The sequence below is a fragment of the Nonlabens xiamenensis genome (assembly GCF_003865345.1).
Lineage (GTDB): Bacteria > Bacteroidota > Bacteroidia > Flavobacteriales > Flavobacteriaceae > Nonlabens > Nonlabens xiamenensis.
This window is the reverse complement of sequence record NZ_RMVE01000004.1, coordinates 312,035-336,350: the sequence shown is the minus strand read 5'-3', so window position 1 is coordinate 336,350 and position 24,316 is coordinate 312,035. Positions and strand designations below refer to the sequence as shown.

26 protein-coding genes are annotated in these 24,316 nt (G+C 41.2%); 11 read left to right on the top strand and 15 right to left on the bottom strand.

The features are described from left to right. Position 1 precedes the first annotated feature (1 nt). The 4 genes from EGM47_RS12295 to EGM47_RS12280 form a co-directional block, all read right to left on the bottom strand. Positions 2–2,920, bottom strand: a complete 2,919-nt coding sequence (locus EGM47_RS12295) for a sensor histidine kinase (protein WP_124981115.1) — start codon at positions 2,918–2,920, stop codon at positions 2–4. 162 nt (positions 2,921–3,082) lie between these two features. Next, positions 3,083–3,511 (bottom strand): hypothetical protein, encoded by a 429-nt coding sequence (locus tag EGM47_RS12290; RefSeq protein WP_124981114.1) that lies wholly within the window; start codon positions 3,509–3,511, stop codon positions 3,083–3,085. A gap of 73 nt (positions 3,512–3,584) precedes the next feature. Continuing rightward, on the bottom strand, positions 3,585–5,015 hold the full coding sequence (locus EGM47_RS12285; protein WP_124981113.1) for a CCA tRNA nucleotidyltransferase: 1,431 nt from the start codon (positions 5,013–5,015) through the stop codon (positions 3,585–3,587). Between the two features lie 3 nt (positions 5,016–5,018). Further along, entirely contained in the window at positions 5,019–5,666 is a 648-nt protein-coding gene (locus EGM47_RS12280; protein WP_124981112.1) for an L-threonylcarbamoyladenylate synthase, read from the bottom strand. 85 nt (positions 5,667–5,751) lie between these two features. Between EGM47_RS12280 and EGM47_RS12275 the strand changes: the two genes are divergently transcribed. From EGM47_RS12275 to EGM47_RS12260, 4 genes are read left to right on the top strand one after another with little or no spacing between them, the layout of a single operon-like run. After that, a complete protein-coding gene (locus tag EGM47_RS12275) occupies positions 5,752–6,819 on the top strand; it encodes a glycosyltransferase (RefSeq protein WP_124981111.1) in 1,068 nt (355 codons plus the stop codon). Next, positions 6,816–7,745 carry a glycosyltransferase family 2 protein gene (locus tag EGM47_RS12270; RefSeq protein WP_164510884.1) on the top strand — a complete coding sequence of 310 codons (930 nt, stop codon included), beginning with the start codon at positions 6,816–6,818 and terminating at the stop codon, positions 7,743–7,745. The genes EGM47_RS12275 and EGM47_RS12270 overlap by 4 nt, the downstream gene beginning before the upstream one ends. Positions 7,746–7,798: 53 nt before the next feature. After that, positions 7,799–8,554, top strand: a complete 756-nt coding sequence (locus tag EGM47_RS12265) for a lipopolysaccharide kinase InaA family protein (protein WP_124981109.1) — start codon at positions 7,799–7,801, stop codon at positions 8,552–8,554. A gap of 1 nt (position 8,555) precedes the next feature. Next, a complete protein-coding gene (locus EGM47_RS12260) occupies positions 8,556–9,395 on the top strand; it encodes a glycosyl transferase (protein ID WP_240642442.1) in 840 nt (279 codons plus the stop codon). On the opposite strand, the gene EGM47_RS12255 is transcribed toward EGM47_RS12260, so the two are convergent. Then, positions 9,392–10,156 carry a glycosyltransferase family 2 protein gene (locus tag EGM47_RS12255; protein ID WP_124981108.1) on the bottom strand — a complete coding sequence of 255 codons (765 nt, stop codon included), beginning with the start codon at positions 10,154–10,156 and terminating at the stop codon, positions 9,392–9,394. The genes EGM47_RS12260 and EGM47_RS12255 overlap by 4 nt on opposite strands. A 119-nt stretch (positions 10,157–10,275) precedes the next feature. Here EGM47_RS12255 and EGM47_RS12250 point away from each other — a divergent pair, with 119 nt between their 5' ends. After that, on the top strand, positions 10,276–11,121 hold the full coding sequence (locus EGM47_RS12250; protein WP_124981107.1) for a glycosyltransferase family 2 protein: 846 nt from the start codon (positions 10,276–10,278) through the stop codon (positions 11,119–11,121). Positions 11,122–11,145: 24 nt separating this feature from the next. On the opposite strand, the gene EGM47_RS12245 is transcribed toward EGM47_RS12250, so the two are convergent. Continuing rightward, positions 11,146–12,213: a glycosyltransferase family 9 protein gene (locus tag EGM47_RS12245; RefSeq protein ID WP_240642441.1), complete on the bottom strand. Its 1,068-nt coding sequence runs from the start codon at positions 12,211–12,213 to the stop codon at positions 11,146–11,148. A gap of 2 nt (positions 12,214–12,215) precedes the next feature. Beyond that, positions 12,216–13,031 (bottom strand): 2,3,4,5-tetrahydropyridine-2,6-dicarboxylate N-succinyltransferase, encoded by an 816-nt coding sequence (locus EGM47_RS12240; RefSeq protein ID WP_124981106.1) that lies wholly within the window; start codon positions 13,029–13,031, stop codon positions 12,216–12,218. Between the two features lie 219 nt (positions 13,032–13,250). Here EGM47_RS12240 and ruvX point away from each other — a divergent pair, with 219 nt between their 5' ends. The 3 genes from ruvX (at position 13,251) to EGM47_RS12225 (ending at position 14,772) form a co-directional block, all read left to right on the top strand. Beyond that, positions 13,251–13,670 carry a Holliday junction resolvase RuvX gene (gene ruvX / locus EGM47_RS12235; RefSeq protein ID WP_124981105.1) on the top strand — a complete coding sequence of 140 codons (420 nt, stop codon included), beginning with the start codon at positions 13,251–13,253 and terminating at the stop codon, positions 13,668–13,670. A 14-nt stretch (positions 13,671–13,684) separates the two neighbouring features. After that, positions 13,685–14,275 carry a peptide deformylase gene (def, locus tag EGM47_RS12230; protein ID WP_124981104.1) on the top strand — a complete coding sequence of 197 codons (591 nt, stop codon included), beginning with the start codon at positions 13,685–13,687 and terminating at the stop codon, positions 14,273–14,275. 98 nt (positions 14,276–14,373) lie between these two features. Beyond that, positions 14,374–14,772, top strand: a complete 399-nt coding sequence (locus tag EGM47_RS12225) for a DUF5606 family protein (protein ID WP_124981103.1) — start codon at positions 14,374–14,376, stop codon at positions 14,770–14,772. Between the two features lie 76 nt (positions 14,773–14,848). On the opposite strand, the gene EGM47_RS12220 is transcribed toward EGM47_RS12225, so the two are convergent. Genes EGM47_RS12220 through rlmD form a run of 4 tightly spaced genes read right to left on the bottom strand, consistent with a single transcriptional unit; the run spans position 14,849 to position 18,931 of the window. Beyond that, complete coding sequence (locus EGM47_RS12220; protein WP_124981102.1) at positions 14,849–15,556, bottom strand: DUF6048 family protein; 708 nt, start codon at positions 15,554–15,556, stop codon at positions 14,849–14,851. Continuing rightward, on the bottom strand, positions 15,537–16,037 hold the full coding sequence (locus tag EGM47_RS12215; protein WP_124981101.1) for a DUF6452 family protein: 501 nt from the start codon (positions 16,035–16,037) through the stop codon (positions 15,537–15,539). Before EGM47_RS12215 ends, EGM47_RS12220 begins: the two co-directional genes overlap by 20 nt. Beyond that, positions 16,030–17,517: a TlpA family protein disulfide reductase gene (locus EGM47_RS12210; RefSeq protein ID WP_124981100.1), complete on the bottom strand. Its 1,488-nt coding sequence runs from the start codon at positions 17,515–17,517 to the stop codon at positions 16,030–16,032. The genes EGM47_RS12215 and EGM47_RS12210 overlap by 8 nt, the downstream gene beginning before the upstream one ends. After that, positions 17,510–18,931 carry a 23S rRNA (uracil(1939)-C(5))-methyltransferase RlmD gene (gene rlmD, locus EGM47_RS12205; RefSeq protein ID WP_124981099.1) on the bottom strand — a complete coding sequence of 474 codons (1,422 nt, stop codon included), beginning with the start codon at positions 18,929–18,931 and terminating at the stop codon, positions 17,510–17,512. The genes EGM47_RS12210 and rlmD overlap by 8 nt, the downstream gene beginning before the upstream one ends. 155 nt (positions 18,932–19,086) lie before the next feature. On the opposite strand from rlmD, the gene rocD reads away from it, so the two are divergent. Genes rocD through EGM47_RS12190 form a run of 3 tightly spaced genes read left to right on the top strand, consistent with a single transcriptional unit; the run spans position 19,087 to position 21,005 of the window. Continuing rightward, the gene (gene rocD / locus EGM47_RS12200) at positions 19,087–20,361 is read left to right on the top strand and encodes an ornithine--oxo-acid transaminase (protein WP_124981098.1); all 1,275 of its coding nucleotides are present in this window, start codon (positions 19,087–19,089) and stop codon (positions 20,359–20,361) included. Between the two features lies 1 nt (position 20,362). Then, the gene (locus EGM47_RS12195) at positions 20,363–20,641 is read left to right on the top strand and encodes a CD225/dispanin family protein (RefSeq protein WP_124981097.1); all 279 of its coding nucleotides are present in this window, start codon (positions 20,363–20,365) and stop codon (positions 20,639–20,641) included. Between the two features lie 4 nt (positions 20,642–20,645). Further along, entirely contained in the window at positions 20,646–21,005 is a 360-nt protein-coding gene (locus tag EGM47_RS12190) for a DUF2752 domain-containing protein (RefSeq protein ID WP_164510883.1), read from the top strand. A gap of 194 nt (positions 21,006–21,199) precedes the next feature. Here the strand turns inward: EGM47_RS12190 and EGM47_RS12185 are convergent, their stop codons facing one another. The 4 genes from EGM47_RS12185 to EGM47_RS12170 are packed head-to-tail and all read right to left on the bottom strand — an operon-like array spanning position 21,200 to position 24,260. After that, positions 21,200–21,559 (bottom strand): CCC motif membrane protein, encoded by a 360-nt coding sequence (locus EGM47_RS12185; RefSeq protein WP_124981095.1) that lies wholly within the window; start codon positions 21,557–21,559, stop codon positions 21,200–21,202. A 25-nt stretch (positions 21,560–21,584) separates the two neighbouring features. Continuing rightward, entirely contained in the window at positions 21,585–21,914 is a 330-nt protein-coding gene (locus EGM47_RS16545) for a CCC motif membrane protein (protein ID WP_124981094.1), read from the bottom strand. Between the two features lie 55 nt (positions 21,915–21,969). Beyond that, positions 21,970–22,248, bottom strand: coding sequence for a DUF2752 domain-containing protein (locus EGM47_RS12175; protein WP_124981093.1), 279 nt, complete (start codon positions 22,246–22,248; stop codon positions 21,970–21,972). A gap of 14 nt (positions 22,249–22,262) precedes the next feature. After that, positions 22,263–24,260, bottom strand: a complete 1,998-nt coding sequence (locus EGM47_RS12170) for a T9SS type A sorting domain-containing protein (RefSeq protein ID WP_164510882.1) — start codon at positions 24,258–24,260, stop codon at positions 22,263–22,265. Between the last annotated feature and the right edge of the window lie 56 nt (positions 24,261–24,316).

The window sequence follows — 24,316 nt, the reverse complement described above, 5'->3', positions numbered from 1 at the left end:
TTTACGCTTGTGGTATGGAAATGCAGATTCTAGTGCCCAATGGCTGCCCCTCACTAGAAGTCAAATCCACTATTTCTACTTCAATATTATTTTCTCGTTTTCTATTAAGTAATTCTACCCGTTGGGTGTTGGCATAGGTAGCAAAACTTCTATGATAATCGCTGCGCTCTGCTTGAATGGCAGCTGCTTTTGCCCGTCCTACTCCATTATCTTCGACCGAAACAATTAGGCGGTTGTGCTCTTTATCCCAGCTAAAAGAGATGTGTAAACGACGATTAGTTTTTTTGTGGAGCAATCCGTGCTTCAAAGCATTTTCTACGTAGGGTTGAATAAATAATGGTGGAACCATTACTTTTTGAATGTCGAGGACTGGATCAACTTCAAGTTGATAGTTTAGTTTCTCCTCAAAGCGCACTTTTTCTAATTCGAGGTAGAGTTGTAAAGCTTTTATTTCGACTTCTAGCATAATATGATGCTCCCGCGACTGTTCCAGATACATCCGGATCAATCTGGAGAACTTTACCAGATAAGAGCTCGCAAGGTTTTTTTCGTTATTGATAATGTATTCTTGGATGGAATTGAGGGCGTTGAATATAAAATGCGGATTCATTTGTGATCTTAAGTTCTCCAAACGAAGGGACACTAGTTCGTTATCCAGGGCGAGATTGCGCAGTTCCTTATTTTTTTCGCTTTCGCGAAAGCGTAACAACCGTCTATAATAAAAAATAATACCTCCTATGATTATGCCTGCCATTAAAGCCCAAAACCAAAGTGTTTTGTAGAAAACCTGTTGAACCTTAAAATACAGGTGCTTTGTGACATTGCTCTCCTTTTGTTGGAGCTCAAATGTGATACTACCAACGGGAAGAGAGGCAAACTGAACTGAATTACTTCCCACAGGTAACACTGTCCAATCTGTGTGGTCTTTGATACGGTACTGAAACGAACTGCTGGTTAAACCGCGCAGGCCGTTTGCATTGAAACTTATGACTGTACTGGTTTCTTGATCAGGGACTGTATAAACGGATTGTTGCTGCTGTTCTTTACCATTGATAAGCACTTCTGTAAAGTAATATTCAGGAATGATGTTTGGTTTAAACACTTTATCCTTTTTGAGTTGAAATACTTCTTGAGCCGTATTCATGTAAATATACTTCTCGGTAATGGCCATGTCGATGATGGCATAGGAAGGCAAGCCATCATTGGTACCCAGGGATCGGATTTCGCCAGTTACTGTATCATATCGCAGCAGACTGTTTTCGGTTGCAATCCAAAGATGGTTCTTATCCAATGCGATGGCATTGACTACGGCCGAGGTGAGCCCGTTTTGCGTATGTAGGTGTTTGACAACCTCTTGTTGATCGATTTTATAAATACCATTTTTAAAACTACAGGCCCAAACAAATCCATTCTGGTCCAGCAGTAGTTTGCGAATGAATAAAGGAGACCCTTTGTAGTAGAGGAGTTGCATGTCAACACCGTTTTTTTGGTAATACAAACCATCTACTGCGGCAAAATATTTGGTTTTATTTACTGAATCATAAAGCACAGCATAACCCCTCTTATTTTTTAAAAGTTGGTAATTTTCTTTGGTGGCAAATTGATCTTTGTTAATAGAGGTAGTGATGAGCGTGGTTGCTAGGGCTGCAATCATCGTATCTTGATGAATAAGAGCAGCGTCCTTGACTGTTGCCAAAGGTTCCTTTATCTCAGTAAGCCTATTATTTTCACGGGTGTAGAGGTAATTGAGCGCTTTTTGGAAAATGAAAGTTCGCCGATTTTCCGGATCATGCATAATACTACTCACTGGTGAGGAGGTAGGCATATCGAGAAATTGCTGCTGATGCTGAGTGTTGAGTAAACTTACCTCGCCAGACTCAAAGCCTATCAATAGCTCATCATTTTCTATTTTTTCAAGTCTTTTTGGTAGTCGGCCATTGAGGTCCAATTGTTTAACATAAATATTGGGCATAATGACCAGTCCCTTCCGCAAGGTGCTGACCCATATATTGCGGTCGTTATCTTGAAAAAAATCAGTGGTGAAAGTGCCTTTGAGGTAAGTTGCCTCTAGAATCAAAGAATCTTCACTAATTGAAAACACGAATAAGCCTTTGTTCGTAGAACACCACAATTTGTCGTCTATGAATTGTGCCATTATAATATTGACCTTATGAAAAGAATCAGGGACTTTCAGATCCAGCCATTGCTGACCCTTCATTACAAAGAACTTAGTTTGCAGATAGGGAATCTGCTGTAAAATGCAAAAATGCCCGTTATTGTTTTTGAGCAGCTGGATTGGTCTCGGTCGTCTTTTAGATGGTATAAGGCTTTTAGGCAAAGGCCTGTCTTTTACAAAAGAACCTTCTTTGAAAATACGTATATGGGCATTGAGGGTTTGGAAGAATTGCTTGTCGTAACTTTTATTCAGTCCATAGGAAACAGAGTTTTCATCATCCTTCCGACGTAACTTTTCAATATGTTGTTTTCCAGTTTTTAAATCGATGATGATATTCTTTAAAAACATGGACACAATTAAGTAATTTTCATTGGCTACAATAGAAGCGAGTGAACCTTTCAGTTCATCTTTGAGATCTGCAACTAGTTCAAATTGATCATCTTTTGCATAAAATACCTGTCCAGAAATATTCATGCACCAAACCCGATCCTGTTCATCTACAAAAGGTTCAAAAATGGAAAGTCCGCGTTGTTGAGGATGATCATAGCTTTTAAATATCGCTCCATCATATCTAATCAAACCTTTGTTGGTAGCCAGCCATACAAAACCTTGGCTATCTTCTTCAATCGCATACACCTCATTGGACGGTAATCCAACTTTTTCATCAATGATCAGACGTACGGGCTCTTGCGCATTTGAGTAAAAAACAAGGGATAAAAGTAAAAAGGGGAGGAGCAGTTTCAAAAATTCTGATAAGTTGACCCTAAAAATAAAACTAAAGTAGGTACTGGGTCTAAATAACTTTCCCAACTGCAGAAATCCTTTCTAAAATTACTCAAAACTATAACCAGACATTTGAATCAACAGGTTGATGAAAGGGTCAAATGGCAGGCTATAAGTCTAAGTTTAAAACTGTGGGATACCAGGATAAATAACAAAGGCAGAGCTCAAAACCGTATTTTCTGTAGCTTCAAAAAAGGCTAGATGATTAATTTTGGCGTCTAAATAGCTATTTTCATAAGTACCTAAATTCAGAAAAATGGGTGGTGTACTGTTGTAAATACTAGGAAATTGGACCTGGGGATCAATCCGTATAGGTAGTTTGCTAAAATCAATTTTCTTCACTTGTACCTTGTTTTGAGCTGTTGCTAGCTCATTGTTTCTGATGAAACATTTGGCAAATGCCTCCAAGTCTCCTGGACCCGTACTAGGTTGAAAATCGATCGTACAGGTATTTTTTGCATCAAAGCTGACTTCTAGCTCTTCGATCTGACCATAACTTAGACAAGCTACAAGAGAAATCATCAACAGCAAAGTAATGTTTAAGACTTTCATTTTTAACCAGGATTATTTACCTAAAATTAAGAAATTCAGGTGTTTGTAAAGCTTAAAAATGTACAAATTATACTTAAATGACAGGAGTCAATCCCAGGCTTTTCCCTTTTTCAATCATAAATTGATACGCCGCTGTATGTTCATTGGGGATGATACCATCTAGAATAGAGTTTTTGATCGCTGTTTTAATCATCCCTATCTCACGGCAAGGTTGAAGGTCAAAAGCCTTCATGATTTCTTCACCACTTACAGGTGGTTGAAAATTCCTGATATGATCTCTTTCTTCTACCTCGACTATTTTATCCCTGACTTTTTGAAAGTTGTTGTGGTATTTTTTAAATCTACGCGGATTTTTTGTAGTGATATCTGCTTCACATAGCGTCATCAAATCCTCAATATGGTCGCCCGCATCATGTACAAGTCGTCGTACCGCACTGTCCGTAGCTGTCTCATCGATCACGGCTATAGGTCTGGAGGACATTCGAACCATTTTCTGGACAAATTTCATCTTGTCATTCAAAGGCATCTTCAATCTTTTAAAAAGATGGTACACCATCTTAGAGCCTTTGAATTCGTGCCCGTGAAAAGTCCAGCCTACTTTTTTGCTGAATCTTTTGGTAGGTGCCTTTCCAATGTCATGTAACAACGCCGCCCATCGCAACCAGAGATCATTCGTGTTCTTTGAGATATTGTCGACTACCTCCAAGGTGTGATAAAAATTGTCTTTGTGGGTTTGTCCTTCTATCTCTTCAATTCCTTTAAGAGCAGTGAGTTCTGGCATGAATTGCTTCAATAATCCCGATTTTTCCAATAGTTGAAAACCAAAGGATGGCTGATCACACATCATGATTTTATGTACCTCTGTAACGATGCGTTCGTTGGAGATGATTTTTAAGCGGTGTGCGTTGCGTTGGATACTTTGAAATGATTTCTGTTCTATCCTAAAGTTTAGCTGACTGGCAAATCTTATGGCCCTCAGCATGCGCAAAGGATCATCGCTATAGGTGATATCTGGATCGAGTGGCGTGCGTATGATTTTATCCTGTAAATCCTGCATTCCATTGAAAGGATCTAACAAAGCTCCGAAACTGCTTTTGTTCAATGAAAAAGCCATCGCATTGATGGTAAAATCTCTTCTGTTCTGGTCATCTTCTAGGGATCCGTCTTCCACGATGGGTTTCCTGCTATCACGATTGTAGCTCTCTTTCCTGGCGCCCACAAATTCGAGCTCAAGTTCATCTGTTTTAATCATGGCGGTTCCAAAATTCTTGAAAACAGAGACTTTGGTGCTATGAGGGAGTAATTCTTCTACTTTTCGCGCAAGCGAGATGCCACTACCCACAGCTAACACATCAATATCTTTTTTCTGTCCACGTTTCAAGAAATAGTCTCTGACGTACCCACCAATGACATAAGCTGGAAGATCTAATTCATCTGCAGCTGTGCTCAGTATGGAAAAAACCGCTCCTTCAAGTGCTTCGGGATAATGCTTTTTATCCAGCATAGATCAGGATCTTATGATTTTTATGACTCCGTTATTGGAGATTTTCATGATGGAGGAAGGCTTGATATTTTTGTGTGCGAGCGGTAAGTCCAGGACATGATCCACACGCTCGATCAGTGCCGGATTGATGTCGGAAAAGTGAACCGGAGAAGGCTCACCACTCAGATTGGCACTGGTAGATACAATTGGTTTACGCAATTTTCTAATCATGGCCCTGCACACAGGATCGTTGGTCACCCTAACCGCCAGGCTTTCATCGGCGGCAAGTACGTTTTCTGCTACATTTTTAGGGCGGTCATAGATGATGGTCAGCGGTTTTTTATTGACCTTCAACACCTCCCAAGCCATGTCTGGCACTTCTTCAATAATGGACTCCAGCATCTGGAAGCTGTCCACCAATACCAATAACGACTTGGATTTATCACGCTCTTTGATCTGGTAGATTTTTTCTACAGCATCATAATTGGTAGCATCACAGCCCAGTCCATAAATGGTATCGGTAGGGTAGAGTAGGGTTCCTCCTTTTTTCAGGGCAGTGACTGCTTGATTGATAGCTTCCAATGGAAGTTCAATATTATCCTGCGGATCTTTTTTGGGCTTGCGGCCGCGCACCTGGTCTCTTCTGTTTCTTTGTCTATCGCTTCTTCCCATGTTGCAAAATTAAATCTAATTAGTAGAATTGTTGCAAGATGTCGCTAGAATAAAAGTGATGGGAAAATGATAGCTTTGCAATCACATGGGAAAAAAAGCCAAATGCATCATCGTTCTCCACAAATCAGGAGCTGATTCCCACTATCGTGGCTTGCAGTGTCTGGCAGATGCCCGTGGTATTCAATTGAAATATAGAGAGTTTTCTGTTGCAAGTCGGTTGTTTAAGTCGATTGTCAAATTGGACGGTCAATTATTCGTGAAGCAATGGAAGAATCTGTTTACCCTAATTGAATTGCGCTGTACGAGAAATTATGTCGTTGTTCTGGGTATAGCCCCATATGATAGAACACTCAAAAGACTGCGTAGTATCATCAAACGGCATCGAATTTATTACCACACTTCTTGGCCTGTTTGGGATGGGGACTATTTCCCTAAAAAGAAGGGAGTTAATAGCAACGTGAAGGCCATTTGGAAAAACTTCATTGAACTTCAGGTCAGCGCAGTTTTCACGGTAACTCAACAGGCTAAAACGAGTTTATTAAAGCACTATGTCATGACTGCCGATGTTCATGTGGTTGGGCATGCATACGATCCAGAAGATTTTCACTACGATCCGCTTCAGGCATCTGAAAGAAATGGATGTTTATATGTGGGCAGGTTGGTGGCGCAAAAAGGAATTACCGAATTACTAGATTTTTTCAAAAAATACCCGGCTCAAAGGCTCACCCTGATCGGCGATGGGCCCTTGGTTACCGTAGTTCAAGAGGCGGCTGATAACTTCCCAAACATTCAGTTTTTTCCGGCGACTAAGCACAATTCCGATCTCAACCGTTTGTTCAATGAACATACTTACTTGCTATTGAATTCGCAACGTAGCTCAAAATGGCAAGAACTTTTTGGAATGGTGTTGATAGAGGCAATGGCCACGGGTTGCATTCCAATCGCAACTGCCCATATTGGCCCGCAAGAAATCATAGAACATAATAAAAATGGTTATTTGTTCAGCGAAACTACTTTTATGGATGAACTGTCTTTGATTATTCAAGGTTACCCAAACGAAGCTATGATCCAAGATGCAATGAAAAGGGCGGCCTATTTTGAAATCGACAATATAGCCGAAAGATGGGTACCATTATTAAACACAGATTCATGATAGAGGTAAGCTGTATCATTATCAACTATAATACCTCTCAACTAACACAAGAGGCAATCAACTCTATCCTTCAACATGCTGATGTGGGACTTTCCTATGAAATTGTCGTGGTTGATAATGCATCTCAATGGGAAGATTACACCAAGCTCAAGCGTTTTGTGGATCAAGGCCCAGATCATGTAAAGCTTTATCGCAGTCGGGTCAACACTGGTTTTGGGGGAGGTAATATGATGGGTGTGCAGTATGCCGCACCCTGTAAATATTATGCCTTTATCAATAATGATATTCTTTTCATTCAAGATCAAACCTTGTCCGATCTAAGGGATTTTATGGAGAATCAGGCTGATGCGGGTGTATGTAGTCCGCAAATGCTAGATGAAAACGAAAATTTTAGAGCCACATTGGATCACTTTGCGACACCCGCCAGGCAAATCTTGAAGCGAGGTTTTTTGGAAAAAATAGCTCCCCAGCGATATCCAGACCGTAAGGCCTATTATGATCAACCGCAGGTATGTGATTATGTGCAGGGCAGTTTTATGTTTGTTCAAGCCGATGCTTTTAATGCAGTGGGTGGATTTGATACCAACATTTTTCTTTACTATGAAGAAAGTGATCTCTGTCGCCGGATACTGAAAAAGAGAGGCTTACGCACTTATTTGTTTCCACAGCAAAGCTATATCCATTATAAAGGAGGTAGTACTTCCAAGAGTATTGATATCAAGATCGAGCAGAAAATTTCGCTGTTGTATTTGCTACAAAAACACCACGGAGTAATGGTGTATTTAGGTATGCTAGGATTTTATATCATTAAATATTTTTTCTCCAGCATCCTGAAACCCAAGAATTGGAAGCTATTCAAAGTTTTACTGCAGGGGGCGCCTTTGAGTAAATCTTTGAGACAAAGTCAAATAGTGTTGGAATTTTGATATGGACACCATACCTGTTATTATCCTTATTTTTGCAGTAGAAGATATTATCTATGGGTAAAGAGCGATTTGTTTCTGGTTCGCTTTCGCGAAAGCGATTTAAAGAAATCATCCAATTGTTCTTTGCGTCTGACGATCAATTGGGTGATGACCGTAACCAAATCAAAGTGGTGCATCATGAAGGTAAGAAGCTGGTAGTCAAATCTTTTAGGAAGCCCAACCTTGTTAACAGAATTGTATATGGTCTAATTAGGAAATCTAAAGCAAGACGCTCCTATGAAAACGCATGCTACTTGAAGGATCACCAAATTGGTACGCCCGAACCGATCGCTTATTTGGAACAGTACACTTCCATAGGTCTACATACGAGCTATTATGTGAGCGATTATGCTGAACATGACTTTACCTTCAGGGAAATCATCAATGATGAAAACCTTAAGGATAAAAACAGGATCTTGGAGCAATTTGCAGGTTTTATGTACAATATGCACGAGGCGGGAATTTACTTTCTGGATCATTCACCCGGTAACACACTTATCAAACGCGATGGCGATAATTATGAGTTTTATTTGGTAGACCTCAATCGGATGAGATTTTTTGATATTCCTTATGAAGACCGTCTGAAGAACTTTGAACGTTTGGCACCGGACAAATGGATTTATGAGGTGATGGGGACCGCATACGCAAAGCTATCCAATGCCGATGAAAATGAAACTATAGATAAAATGTGGGCACATACGCAACGGTTTCAACAAAGCTTTCACAGGAAAAAGCGGTTAAAAAAGAAATTGAAAAACATCCTCAAATAGTATGAAGCTTTCTGAAATTCCCAAATCTTTGTACTATAGCTTGAAGATAGGTAGTATTCCCATTTCGCAATTGGGCAACCAGCCGGAACAGGTGATTCCAGCTGTTGTGTCATTAACTTCGATTCCTTCACGTTTACGCACACTGCACCTTACTATACGGAGCATGATGCAGCAAACTTATCGGCCAGAAAAGATTGTGTTGTGGCTCAAAGAAGATTTACAAGGGAAATTACCCAGTAGATTAGAACGCCTTCAAGATGACCTGTTTGAAATTCGTTATGTTTCCTACGGTTTTTCACATCGCAAGCTGATACACAGTCTAGAAAAATTCCCTCATAAGATCATCATTACCTGTGATGATGATGTGATCTATCAGGAAAATACGTTGCAATTGCTTTGGGAAGAGCATTTAAAATTTCCCAACGATATTATCGGTAATCGTTGTCGTCGCATAACCTATACCGACCAGAAAGTCAATTCTTATTCGCAATGGCCATTTGTTACCGAACCTGTTATTCAAGGAGCTTTAGTGATGCCTATTGGTGCCTTTTGCGTGCTTTATCCTCCAGGAAGTCTCCATACAGATGTAGGGAATATTGAGCTATTCACAGAGCTGGCGCCGAAAGCAGATGATCTTTGGTTCAAGGCGATGGCCGTGTTGCAGGGGACCAGGTCTAGACAAAATAGAGACTTTCCTGAAGTGCCTATTCCGATAATGGGAACCCAATTTGTAGCCCTTAAAAAAATCAATAAAGGAGCAGATTTCAATAGGGTTCAGTGGAAACAGATATGTGAGCATTATGGACTGACTGAAGATGGAATCCAGGAATTACTCAATTAGTTCATTCCTCTTCTCAACAGCCAGAGCTTGACATACCTCATAAAGATCCCATAGCTTCTCAGATAAGCGATGCTAAATCCTACAAAACCGTCAAGAAAACCACGTTGAATAAAATAGTGTTTAAAGAAGCCCCACATGGGTTTAAATACCACGTGGAAGATGTGGATTTTACCCACTTTATCATCAAAGTCATGGGCCTGCAACTGTGCATATCGCTGGAGTTTGTTAACATGGTGATCAATGCTGATATATTTGTAGTGCAGTAACTTGTTGGAAAGGCGACCTACAGGTCCATCGGCTTCAATCTCTGAATGGACATGCTTGTCTACATATCTGCACTGGGACTTTTTAAAGAGTCGGATCACTTTGTCATTTTTCCAGCCGCTATACCTGACCTGCTTGCCCATAAAAAAGTTTTTCCGACCGATCCAGTAACCTACAAATTCTTTTTGGTCCAGTTGTGGCAACAGTTGTATGATTTCTTCTTTGAGCGCGGGAGTTACCCGCTCGTCAGCATCTACCAAAAGTATCCATTCATGTTGAGCTTGTGGTATGGCCCAGTTTTTCTGGGAAGCACTGTGAATGTATTCCCTGGTCAATAATTTGGTATAATAAGGTTCACCCAGAGCTACAGTGTCATCGGTACTGTTACTGTCCACCAATATAACTTCTTCACAAAAGTCAACGCTTTTCAATACTTCCACAATATTATGGGATTCATTGAAGGACGGTATTATGGCTGAAATGGGATATTTGGTCATACTGTGGGCTAAACTAGTATAAAGTGCGCAAACTTGGGCAAAAATATAATCCTAATCCGAAATAACGTTTGGTAATCATTAAATTTGTCTTTGACTGGAAAAGATTAACAAACGGTCCCATGACTAAAGACCCCATTATCTCTGTAATTATCTCTACTTACAACTCTGTTCCATGGTTAGAAAAAACCTTGTGGAGCTATGAGCATCAGATTTTCAGGCCATTTGAAATTATTATTGCAGATGATGGGTCAAATCAGGAAACGGCCGATTTTATCAAATCCTATCAAGAACAAAGTTCAAAGCCAATTATTCATATCTGGCATGAAGACGAAGGCTTTCAGAAAAGTGCCATACTCAATAAGGCGCTCATGGCTTGCAACACCGATTACGTTGTCATGTCTGATGGCGATTGTATTGCCAGGGAAGACTTTCTGCAAATTCATTATGAGCGCAGACAGTCCGGTTACTTTTTATCTGGAGGCTACTATAAATTACCCATGGATATTTCTGAGCGTATTGCTGAGGACGACATAGCTACCCAGCGTTGTTTTGACTTGGAATGGCTCAAGGAACAAGGATTACCACCTTCCTATAAAAATCAAAAACTGACCTCAGGCTTTGTGCAGGCCAAAGTGATGGAAAACCTGACGCCTACCAATGCCAGTTGGAATGGCCATAACTCCAGTGGCTGGTTAGCTGATCTTAAAGCGGTTAATGGCTTTGATGAACGTATGCAATACGGTGGTCAAGATCGTGAATTGGGGGAACGACTTTTTAATTACGGTATCAAATCCAAACAGATTCGTTACAGTGCGATTTGCCTGCACCTGGATCACTCTCGCGGTTACAAAAATCAAGATTCCATTGATAAAAATAAGGCCATTAGAAAGTCTACACGTAACGAGAAAAAAGACTTTACGCCCTACGGTATTGTCAAGAACGACGAGACAACGACAGAGCTTTAAGCTGTTGATTTCTAACTATATTTCTTAGTGATAATGTATGGATATAAAGTTCTCCAGTTGAGGTTTGATGAGCGCTGGTGTGAACTTAAGGTATAAATCCTGAGCCTGATTTTTCATGGACTTAACTGTTTTTCCTTCATAAATTTCAGGATGTACGTCGGCCAGGTGTACACTTTGATGTTGATGACCGTCCTCACCAGCATTCCAGGAAGCTTTGTTGATCCACGGGCTAAAAATGGAGAAACTGGGAACCCCCAGTGCTTTACCCATATTTATGGCACCTCCCTCATTCCCGATAATGGAACGACAATGATGGAGAATTTTAAGAAAATCCCTGATGCTGGGAGCAAAGGCATCAATAAAAATACGTTGCCTAGTTTCAGGCAGGCAGTGGGCATAGATTTTCTTCGCCTGATCCCGTTGGGCCGGTATGTAATTAAATAGGAGTTGGGAGCTGGTTTGCTCTACAAATATATCTAGCAATTGGGCCATGAATTTAAAGGGCATAGTTTTGTCAACACCACTTCCTAAAACGCTCACCATTGTAATTGGTGCGTTTATATTTAGCCCTTGTTCAGACAACCATTGGGAACCCTCTTGGATTTCTTCCTTCGTGAGATTGATTGTAGGTGTCAATTGCCATTGAACCCGATCCACTAAAGGTTGTGCGAGTAAAAGTCGACTACCCAAGGACAACCCAGTTTTAAAAAGCCTGGGGTCTGGATTGTTCCTTACGGCAAGTGTGTAGGCCCAACGGGAAAACCACTTCTGGTATCCGATTCTTTTTGGAATTCTAGTTAACCATGACAATAGCGCACTATTGTTTTTGCCATAAGCGTCAATCAGAAGGTCATATTTGGCATTTTTCAGCTTTCGCGAAAGCGACAGTACACCCGACAATTTTTTGAAATCTGACTTGTCTACCTTGATTAGACCATCTATCGATGGATGATTGGCCACGATGGCCTCGGCGTGGGTTACGATCAAATAATCGATATGTGTATCAGGATCATTGATTTTTAATTGATCGGCAATGATGGTACTGGTCAGGACATCTCCCAACATTTGATATTGTATCAGGAGAACCTTCATTCCTAAACGGCTACATCATATTCCCTAAGGGCATCGTTGAGCGAAGTTTTTTTGTTGGTACTTTCCTTACGCTCCCCTATGATCAGTGCGCAAGGCACATTATAGGTTCCTGCAGCAAATTCCTTGGCATAACTACCTGGAATCACCACCGCTCTGGGTGGTACTTCTCCTTTGTATTCTTTAGGAGCATCGCCGGTCACGTCAATAATTTTAGTACTGGCAGTCAAAACGACATTGGCCCCCAATACTGCTTCTTTACCAACACGTACTCCTTCAACGACAATACATCTTGAACCGATAAAGGCATTGTCCTCAATGATGACCGGAGCAGCCTGCAAAGGCTCCAACACGCCACCGATTCCGACGCCACCGCTGAGGTGTACATTTTTACCAATTTGAGCACAACTCCCTACCGTGGCCCAGGTATCTACCATGGTTCCTTCTTCCACATGCGCGCCAATATTAACATAGCTGGGCATCATAATGACACCTTTGGATATGTATGCGCCGTGGCGTGCTACCGCATGCGGAACCACACGTATGCCTTTGTCTTTGTAACCCGTCTTCAGCGGTATCTTATCGTGGAATTCGAGCGGACCACATTCTATCGTCTCCATTTTTTGAATGGGAAAGTAGAGCACCACGCCCTTTTTAACCCATTCGTTGACTTGCCAGCCGTTGTCGGTAGGTTCTGCTACCCTTAGTGTTCCACGATCTAGCATATCAACCAGCTCACGTATAGCGCTTTGTGTAACTTTATTTTCAAGCAGGGAACGATCTTCCCAAGCATTTTCTATGACATTTCTCAATTGATCCACAGTCGGTGTTTTTTACAAAGATATGGGGTTTGATTTGTATTTGAGAGGCTGAATCAGTAAAACCATAGAATGATGAGGGGTTCACTGCGGAAATTTTTAAAAATCAGATGGCAGCTTGTCAGATCATGTTATGGGTCTATGGTTTCACTCTTATATAGTTAGGTGCACTAGATTGCAAATTGGCGCATCACATTACATTTGATTACTTTTGCAAATCCTATGGCAAGAGTGTTGGCAATAGATTATGGAAAGAAACGTACCGGTATTGCCGTCACGGATCCATTGCAAATTATTGCTTCTGGTCTTCAGACAGTTTCCACGGGAGAATTAAATGGGTTTTTAGAGCGTTACCTTCAGGAGGAAGAGGTATCCACTATTGTCATCGGTGAGCCCAAACAAATGGATTATACCGATAGTGAATTAGGCGGTGAGATTAATGCTTTCGCGGAAGCAGTACAACTGAAATTCCCGAATGTCCTCGTGGAAAGAGTAGATGAACGTTTTACCTCAAAAATGGCCCACGCCAGCATGCTTGCCAGCGGAATGAAAAAGAAACAAAGACGTAACAAAGCCTTGGTCGATGAAATTGCAGCTACAATTATCCTACAAACTTATCTGGACCGAAAACAGGCTATTTAGTACTATCAACAATTATGATTTACCCAGTTGTCGCTTATGGTGATCCGGTGCTTAGAAAAAAAGCAAAGGATATTGAAAAGGATTATCCCAATCTACAGGAAACTTTAGATAATATGTGGGAGACCATGTACAACGCCAGTGGTGTAGGACTGGCTGCGCCTCAGGTGGGATTGCCCATTCGGCTGTTTTTGGTAGATACAACACCTTTTTCTGATGATCCTGAGTTATCTCCAGAAGAGTCCAAAGAACTTGACGGATTTAAAAAAGTATTTATTAATGCGCAGATTTTGGAAGAAAAAGGAGAAGAGTGGGCATTTAATGAAGGTTGCCTAAGTATTCCCAATGTGCGTGAAGACGTGTTCCGTCCTGAAGAAGTGACCATCAAATATCTAGACGCGGATTTTAAAGAACATACCGAAACCTACACAGGACTTGCTGCCCGTGTGATCCAACACGAGTATGACCATATTGAGGGGATATTGTTTACCGATAAACTTTCGGGATTAAAAAAACGACTGATCAAAGGGAAACTAGCCAATATTTCGAAAGGGAAAACGCAGGTGGATTACCGTATGAGATTTCCCAATGTCAAGGGAAGACAATAATCCATGATGACGAACCAGTAGCCATCTGGTCATTATGCAGTAAATAGTAAGAATTAGAGCGGAATCGATATATTTGCCACCGCTGAAAAAGAAATATTATGAGTTTGGACAACATTTTATCCATCACCGGTAAGCCCGGACTATATCAATTAAAGAGTAAGGCACGCAGCGGTTTTGTCGTGGAAAGCCTTATTGACCAGAAAACGTCTATCGTGGGAATCAACCACAACGTAAGTGTTCTTAAGGATATTTCCATTTATACCTATACTGAAGACGTCCCGCTCAAGGAGGTTTTCAGTAAAATTGCCGAAAAGGAATCCAAGGGGCCAGCCATCTCGCACAAGTCCTCAAAAAGCGAGTTGGAAAACTATTTCTCTGAAGTACTTCCTGAGTATGATCAGGAACGTGTCTATGCCAGTGATATCAAAAAGGTGGTGCAATGGTATAACCTGCTGCAGAGCAATGATCTTTTATCCAGTCTGGAGGAGGAAGAATAAGACCTGTTCACTCGAATTGTCTGGTGGTTGAACTTTTACCATGCCAATCCTTTCTTTGTTTGCTAAAGGAGATCGATCACTTTTTAAACAATGGAATCCTGTATACGATTCCATAAGAATAGCCTACACCTATTTCTGAGGTGTCAAAGGTGCGGCCAAATCCTGGGATAAACAGATTGTCAAAACCCTCAGGAGTGTCTTGGGTAATACTGCGTTTTAATTGGAGGTTTGCCGTGAGATAAAGATTGTTTAGCACCTCTACCTTGACCCCAGCTTGAATTTCCAACCATACCGCACTTAGCCCATCAAATTCCCGGTTATCCACGTTGGTAAATATGGGAAAGTATTCATTGTCTAGATTATAATCGTACCTGCGCAGTTCCTGTGTCATGGAGGCTACTCCCAAACGTGCGCCACCATAGAGCATATTGTCCATATCCAGCCAATTGGTGTAAAAATTGTAATCCACACCTGCTTTTAAAAAGGAACCAGCACCTTTATAGTCCACGCGATCCAATTCCTGTTCTAGAGATTCGTTTCCCAGTTCGCCCGCCACATATAGCCTAGGGCTTAACCTGAAATCAGCCAATATTTGAAAGCCCGAATATTGATCATCCAAACCAGTGCGTATGAGAGAGGCCAGGTCGATTCCCGCTCTTAACCCATAGGTTTTTTTATAGATCACACTGTCTGGCGCTTGCGCGTTCGGAAGGTTTTCTTGTTGCGCCCAGGTCAATTGGCCTGTGAGGGCAAGTACCCATATACTAATGACGTATTTCCACATGTATATCGGTATTGTTGGTTACTTGAGGTTCAACGACAACTACACTAGAAATCCATGTACTGTTGTTCAAGATGCCGTTCAGGTTTTCGTAAACCACCCTAAATCCACAAGCGCGGCTCACGTATTCTTCATTTAATTCGTAGGTGAAATCAATATTGTCAGTATCAAGATTGCCGTCCTCTCTACGCAGAAAGTCATAACTAGTAAGCTGATCATTGGTGCGCAGAGGTATGGCGATGGAGTCAACCTCGCTAAGCATTGTCGCTCCACTGTCATTGAGCGGGGCAAAGTCTGTTGCGCCAATTTCCCTGACTTGTAAACTGGGCACCGCCTTAGCCATCAATGGATTGAATTGATCTTTAAATTGGATGATCAATCTGGGTGTTACTGCTTGGTCTGGTGTGCACAAATCATCCTTTTCGCAAGAGGAAATTCCCGCAAAAAAGAAAATGACCAACACCCAAAAACTCTCTTTACTCATTGATCAACTGGCTTAGTAATTCAGTGGTAGGTCCATAGCTGGGTCTGTGGATATAGTCAGAAAGGACGAGCTCACCTTTTTTATTATATATGGTGTAGGTTGGGAATCCCTCGAGTTCTATTTGTTGTTGAATCACTCGGCCTTCCTCTTTGTCAAGGAAATAGTGTTTTCCCTTGATCTGAAATTCTGCAATACTGGGTTGATAGGATCGTTGCTTGCTTTCATGGCACAGATAAACAAACTCGACTTGATCTTTAAATTTTTCATGCAATTTTGGAGAAGCTTCTTTAAACTCTGCTTTACAAGGTCCGCACCAGGTCGCCCAATTGTCGATATAGATGACTTTGCCATTGGCGTTAGCAATAATCTCATCCAAATATTGTTTTGGATCTTCTGAGGTAAAGGTCATCAGCTGTGCTTCTTCGGGTAGTTGAGGTTGTTCCAACAAATTTTTGGTGTCCTGGTATTTGTTTTGTACCAAACCTAAAAGTTCTGATTCACTTAGAGCAGAATCCACTTTCTCTCTGTTGGTTTCATACATCTCAGTACTGTGGTCTCCAAAATCTGCCACGACCATCATGGCAATCATATGCTGGTGCATTAAACTACCTCGTCTTTCGGCAGCTCGTTCAAGAATCAGCCGATCCAGTTCTTCATTGCTGGCTTCAGGATGTAATTCTTTGAGAACCCTGTTGGTGTACAGTGCATAATTATGCAGGGCATCGTTGACCACCATGCTATTGACCAAATCCTTTTCTTCCAATTCGGGCAGGCTGTCCATTTCTTGAAAATACACATCTTCCAAATCTGGAATGGGCTTACCGTAATAATCGGCATAGGAAAGATAATCCATTTTTGTATTCATCATTCCGTACTTTTCTCTGGCCTTGAGATAATCCATTAATAACGGACTGGTTGTATTATCGGTATAAAAGCTTTGGTAATAAGCGGTAATATCTTCTTTACGCATTTCGATCAATTCCTGTAAGTCGTTATAATCAAGATCGGTATCAGCGGCGTAGAAATCATCCATCCTTATCGGAAATCCTTCTTCAAACTTGCGCAGTTGCTCTTGTGTGGTCGCTTGAGACCCGCTGAAAGTGAGACTTTTCTCTAAGATTTCTGGATCTTCTCCTTCTTTAAAGTCGATGAAAATACTGTCCCCAGGTGAAGCCAACACTTCTATAACACTATTGCTATACAAAGTCAGGGGCATGGGCTGGGTTTGTTCTAGTTCAATCACAAAGTTACCCTGTTCATCTACTTCCGTATCTTTCTGGATGGATTCCCGGTTTTTTAGATCATAACCATAGGCAGTGATTTTACCAGTATCTAGTGAATCAACTACCGTCACGTGACCAGCGATGTAAATAGTTTGAGGCGCGTCGTTTTCTAAAATTTCCTTTTTTCTGTCGCTGTTGCAGGAGTTCAACAACACAATAGCCATAATTAAGGCGATCAGATGTTTGTAACTATTCATTTCTCAATTTTAATAAGACCACATTTTCCACATGATGTGTTTGCGGAAACATGTCTACTGGTTGGACTTTAATAATACTATATTTTTCATCTAACAACGCAATATCCCTGGCTTGTGTTGCGCTGTTACAACTGACATATACAATTTTAGGAGCTTCTAATTTCAGTAATTGGGCAACCACGTCCTTGTGCATTCCATCCCTCGGCGGATCAGTGATCACGACATCGGGTTCCCCATGTTTTGCGATAAACTCTTCGGTAAATACCTCTTTCATATCTCCCGCTTGAAATGTAGTATTGTCGACCTGATTGTGCTCAGCGTTGGCACGGGCATCCTCAATGGCCACGGGAATAGCCTCTATACCCACCACATGTTTGGCTTTTTTGGCGACAAATTGGGCGATGGTTCCGGTTCCAGTATAAAGATCATAAACCAATTCGTTTCCGGTCAGTCCAGCAAAATCCCTGGTGATTTTATAAAGTTCGTAGGCTTGTTGGCTATTGGTTTGATAAAATGATTTGGCATTGATTTTAAATTGTAGCCCTTCCATTTCTTCAAATATATGGTTCCTGCCGTGATAACAGATGACATCCTGGTCGTAGATGGTATCGTTTGCCTTCTCATTAATGATGTATTGAAGGGAAGTTATCTCTGGGAATTTTTCCTTTAAGTGCTCTAGTAGAGCAACTCTCTGTTGCGGCGCATCTTTAAAAAACTGAATCACCACCATGTTTTCTCCCGTACTCGACATACGCAGCATCAAGGTGCGCAGGTTGCCTGTTTTTTCTCTCGGGTCGAAGTAGGAAATGTTTTCCGCTTTCGCGAAAGCGTGGACTGCCAACCTAATGTCTTCACCAATTTTTGGGTGCAGGTGACATTCATCCAGGTGGAGAATCTTGTCCCACATACCAGGAATATGAAAGCCCAAGGCCTTCTTGTCTGTGATGGCTTTTTCGCTTTGGATTTCTTCCAATGTCAGCCATCTATTGGCCGAAAAGCTGAATTCCATTTTATTGCGATAGTGGTATTGCTGTGATGAACCAGCGATAGGTGTGAATTCTGGCAGCTCCAGATGTCCGATACGTCTCAGGTTTTCTGCCACTTCTTTTTGTTTAAAAAAGAGCTGACTGTCATAGGCCATATGTTGCCACTTGCAACCCCCACAAACTTTAAAATGCTTACAAACTGGTTCTGTACGACGATCAGATAAGCGATGGTAATGGGTCACTTTGCCTTCATAGAAGGAGCGTTTTTTCTTGAATGTTTGGATATCGACCACGTCTCCGGGTACGGCATCGGTGAGGAATATCACCTCGCCTTCATCAGTTTTGGCAACGCTTTTTCCTCTGGCACCTGCGTCGACCACAGGAACATTTAAAAAGCGTTTTTGAGCCCTTTTTCTTCTTTTGGACATAGGCTTCAAAATTAAGGCAATTCCATGGTTTTAGTGAGTTTTTAGGGAAATAAGTTGGCGCGAAAACAACAGGATGTTCGCAAATTCTTTGAGGATTAAATTTTATTCTGCCTGGTCAAATCCTTAAATTGCGATATTATCGAAAAACAGCATTAATGAGTATAGATACGCAAAGTAAAGCACAACATTTTATTGATTTGGAAGACAGGCATGGCGCCCATAATTATCACCCGCTACCGGTGGTTCTGAACAAGGGGGAAGGCGTGTGTGTCTGGGATGTAGATGGTAAAAAATACTTTGACTTTTTGAGTGCTTATAGTGCGGTTAATCAAGGACATTGCCATCCGGCCATCGTAGGAGCAATGCACGAGCAGGCCAAAACCTTAACCTTGACCTCTCGCGCTTTTCACAATGATAAGCTTGGGATTTATGAAAAGTACATGACCGAATACTTTAATTTCGACAAGGTACTTCCGATGAACACAGGAGCCGAAGCGGTAGAAACCGCGATTAAGATTGCCAGAAAATGGGCCTATGAGAAAAAAGGCGTTCATGAGAAAGAGGCCAATATAATTGTGTGTGAGAACAACTTCCATGGACGTACCACTACGATTATTTCCTTTTCCAATGATGAAGGTGCCCGCAAAAATTTTGGACCCTATACCCCTGGATTTATTAAAGTAGCCTACAATGATACCGAAGCTTTGGAAGAGGCACTGCAAGGAGATAATATCGCTGGCTTCTTGGTAGAGCCCATCCAAGGGGAGGCAGGTGTTTACACGCCCGCTGATGATTTTATGCAAAAAGCTCGCGCTTTATGTAAGAAATACAATGCCCTTTTTATGGCCGATGAGATCCAAACTGGAATTGCCCGCACCGGTGCTTTGCTGGCGGTGTGTGGAAACTGTTCCTGTGAGGGGCACTGTGAACGCCAAGAAACCTATGCGAGACCAGATATTTTAATCTTAGGAAAAGCACTTTCTGGAGGAGCCTATCCGGTAAGTGCAGTGTTAGCTGATGACGAGGTCATGAATGTAATACAACCTGGTCAACACGGGAGTACTTTTGGAGGTAATCCAGTCGCTGCCGCTGTTGCCATCGCCGCACTGGACGTGGTGAAGGACGAAAAACTAGCGCAAAACGCCAGGAAATTGGGTAAACATTTCCGTCAACGAATGAATGAATACATTGCTACTACTGACACCGTTAGTCTTGTGCGCGGTCGCGGTCTGCTCAATGCCATTGTGATTAATGACAGTGAGGATAGTGATACGGCATGGAATATCTGTTTAAAGCTTAGAGACAATGGACTACTAGCTAAACCTACCCATGGAAATATCATCCGATTTGCGCCGCCTTTGGTGATGACAATGGAACAATTGGATGAATGTATCGACATAATTATCAAAACCTTAATTGCATTTAATTAATATGGAAAACCAGAACCAACCTTACGGGCCACCACCTAAAACGTGGCTCGTGGAATCAATTTTAGTCACCTTTTTGTGTTGTCAAATCTTTGGTATTATAGCTATCATCTACAGTTCAAAGGTTGAGAGCCGACATCGAGTAGGAGATATTCAGGGCGCCATTCAAGCTTCAGATACTGCAAAAAAATGGGTGATTGCTGCAGCATTGACCGGAGTTGTGGTCATTGGTTTATGCTTTGTATTTGGTGTTTTCGCCGCCGTAATGGATGGGCTTCACTAAAAGAATGTGGATAGGCGTTGGGATAGCGGTTATTTTTATCGCCGTACTAACGCTTTATTACTTTTTTGATCCTGCACAATCTTCTTATTTTCCTCAATGTCCGAGTAAAATGATTACGGGTTATGATTGTCCGGGCTGTGGATCACAGCGGGCTGTTCATGCTGCTCTTCAAGGTGATTGGAGGATGGCGTTTTGGTTCAATCCGCTTTTATTTGTTTTAGTGCCATTTGCCATTCTGGTGGGTGTTTTTGAATACGTGCCCCAGTTACGCTTCCATCCATTTCGTCAAAAGATCAATCATCCATTGCTGATTATGGGTGTATTTGTTGTTATTGTATTATTTACAATTTGGCGTAATATCTAAAGACCGTTTTAGAAGATGCTAAGACAAAAAGCTTATGGAAAGCTGTGACCGTAGAATTCTTTCAAATAGTTCCTGGTATTGACAATATTCTTTCTTACTTAATGAATAGGTTGGTTTGGGTAGACATGATGAAGTAATTAAAAAGCCGTCTTAATAAAAGACGGCTTTTGATAAAAGATAACTTGAGCATTTAACTACCTGCAACCTGCTTTCTCTGCAGCTTGGTAGATCTGATCCATTGATTCTGCTGGCATGTTAGGATTATTTTCTAACAGACCTATGTACCATTCAAAGAATAGGCACGGATTTAATCGAATCCAAATGAAAATTGCCAATCCGATAAGTGATAATACCAAGGATACAATGGCGACCACACGAGCAGTTTTCATTGCTTGTCCATTTACATAGTCATCTGGCGCCTGATTGTACTTTTTGAGTTCGCGAGAGGCGATCACAACGGCTATGATGGCAGCGATGGTTCCAATACCAATACAGCAACATAGAAATCCAACTACGGAAAGAATGTAAACTAAGGTGGTGTTTAATTTTTGCATGGTTTTCTGCTCTTGCTAATCGTTGTTACTCTCCATAAGGATCATCAATCCCCATCATATCATAAATCTGTTGTTGTTGTGCAGCTCTTTCTTCGTCAGTAGTAGTTGCATAATTGTAGATTTGATAAACGGTAACTAGACCAGAAATGATTAACGCGACCAGTGCAACAGTTTTGGCTGTTTTCATAGCTGGACCATTGGAGTAAGCTTCTGGGTTTGCTGCGTATTTTTTGAGTTCATTAGATGCAATGACAAAGGCGATGATGGAAGCGACTAATCCGATTCCAAAACACCAGCAGCATAGAAATCCAACTACCGAAAGAATGTAAACGAGCGTAGTGTTTAATTTTTGCATAAGGTTGATTTTAATTGTTAGTAAGTGTAACCATAACAATGTTACAATATTTTTTTCAAACTACCATTTTGACAAAGAAGTTGGTGAGAATAGTACCCAACGTGATCATGGTGGCCCACAATTTTATCGTTTCACCATGCCTTGTATCTACAAACCAGTCAAAAATTAAAAAGACAAACAAAAAAATACCCGGAAACAAACCGGGGTACATCAGGAAGGAGTCCACAATATTACCTTGTAGCAAAAGAGAAATGGACCGCTGAATACCACATCCAGGACAGTCCATTCCAAACATTTGTTTGCTCATACAAGGTAGCATCCAGCTATCATCCATGAGAAAAAATTTTATTAATTGGCTACACTGATTTTAACAGCAGCCTCTTCATTATTCTGTGTAGTGATTTTGACAATGTAGATGGCACTACTCAAACCAGCAGTTTCAAAACTATAATTTTGCTGTGCTTGTGTTTGTGGTTGAGCAAATACTTGTCGTCCAGCCAAATCATAAAGAGCTACATTAGCTACGTCTTTTAATTCTGGATTCAAAATTGTCAATTCTTGTCTTCTGTTGTTTTGAAGTACTTGGAAACCATTGTAATTGGTAGTATCTGTACTTAAAGTACCACTGGTGTTTTTGAAAGTGATCTCAAAACGGTCACTGTAGTTTCCAGGTGCTACGCTCACAATATGATTACCATTGCTGATCTCATGATAGGTATCAGTTACGCTATCGTATACGTAAACATGAGGAGGATTAAAATTGATCATCTCCTTCATCTCGAATTCAAAGGTCACTGGTGCAGTCTCGTTACTAGCCACATGTACTTCCAATGGTATACGCATGTCTTCGTTGTACGATTGCGTAGTCATAGAATATGGACGGCCGTCGCTTTGTGTGCGGTAAATATCAGAGGGATTCATACTTGATATGTAAGTCTCCCAACCTGCGTCGTAATCGTTCAAACTAGCACTATCGTCAAACTGAAGATAAATTGGTCTCGTGAAAGTATCCTTTACAACAACATTCATTTTAAGGATAGGCACCACTCTGGAAGATCTCGCATTTTGGGGTGTTCCGTTGGCGGGAGAAGCCTTGAAATAGGAATCAATGCCTTCATCCGAGAACATCCTCATGTAATTTTCAAAATACGCAAAGTCACCTGGATAGCTTGCACTAAAGCCTCCAGTTGTTACACCAGGCGTTAAAGCGGGAGTAGGTGCAACTGTAAAACCATTGGCGTTAACATATGAAGTGTTAGTTCGCGAAATTAGGAAGCCTTGTCCTGGTGGAAGGTATCTTCTCGTTGTCCCTGGAGGAGCAACAGGACCCGTACCACTGTTTTCTGAGATGATATTACCAGCGCTGTCATATCGTCTCCAAACAGGAGGTATGTACGCACCATCATTGTCATATTCACCAGCAGTACGATTAAATCCATTAGGTACGTATTCACCATACCCGTTACTATAGTTAGTCAAATAATGGGACCCAGTATCTTGAGAGTCAAAGAAATACATTATAGGATCAATTCTCATGTCAGATCCAGGGATACTGCCCGTATCATTGGCATTCAATTCCAAAAATTCTTTTAGGTCAAGGTGAGAAGGGTATGGATTCCCTATTACAGATGTATTATCATTTCCAACACCAACCTCAATTCTTCCATTGTTCGGGCGACCTCTAAAATCATAACGCTGTCCAGCATTCAAGCCAAAAGAACGTAAGTTAGGCGTATCACCAGCTCTTGACGCCACTCCTTTCATGGTAAAACCATATCCAGTTGGTACAGTTTGACCACCGTTGATGATTTGCCATCCAGCATATCCAGAGGTAGAACTGATCGAACTGTCATATTTCCAAAGCCATCTTCCTGCAATCTCTAACGGATTGCTGGGCGAACCATCATCAGTTCGACCATTTACTTGGTTATAGGGTAGTATGGTCGCATTGTTTGCATCAATAGTAAAGTCATCTGGAATTGCAGGATCTGCATGCACAGGATAGTAAATCTGATCGGTAGCAATGAAACCCACATTTCCATCGGTTGCAGAGCTGTTATCACTTACTGGAGCAGACCAATAATTGTAGGTAAAGTTACTTTCAGTTCCTTCTTGATAAATAGAGAGAAAGCCATTCCCTTCATTCGGGACATCATTTTCCTGCATCAATTCAGCCTCACCCCTTAAATAAAAGCGGGAATCTGCGTCGATTAAATTAATTTCATTCTCTACATAAATATCTACACCTTTGGAAAACACAAAGTTATCTCCCTTTACGGTGAGCTGTGCCATGGAAGCCGGAGCTGCGCAAGCACAAATAATTATAAAAAGTATAAGTTTTTTCATGGAATAAACTTTTAGCATGACAAAAATATAACATATTCTTGCCTAAAAACCAACCT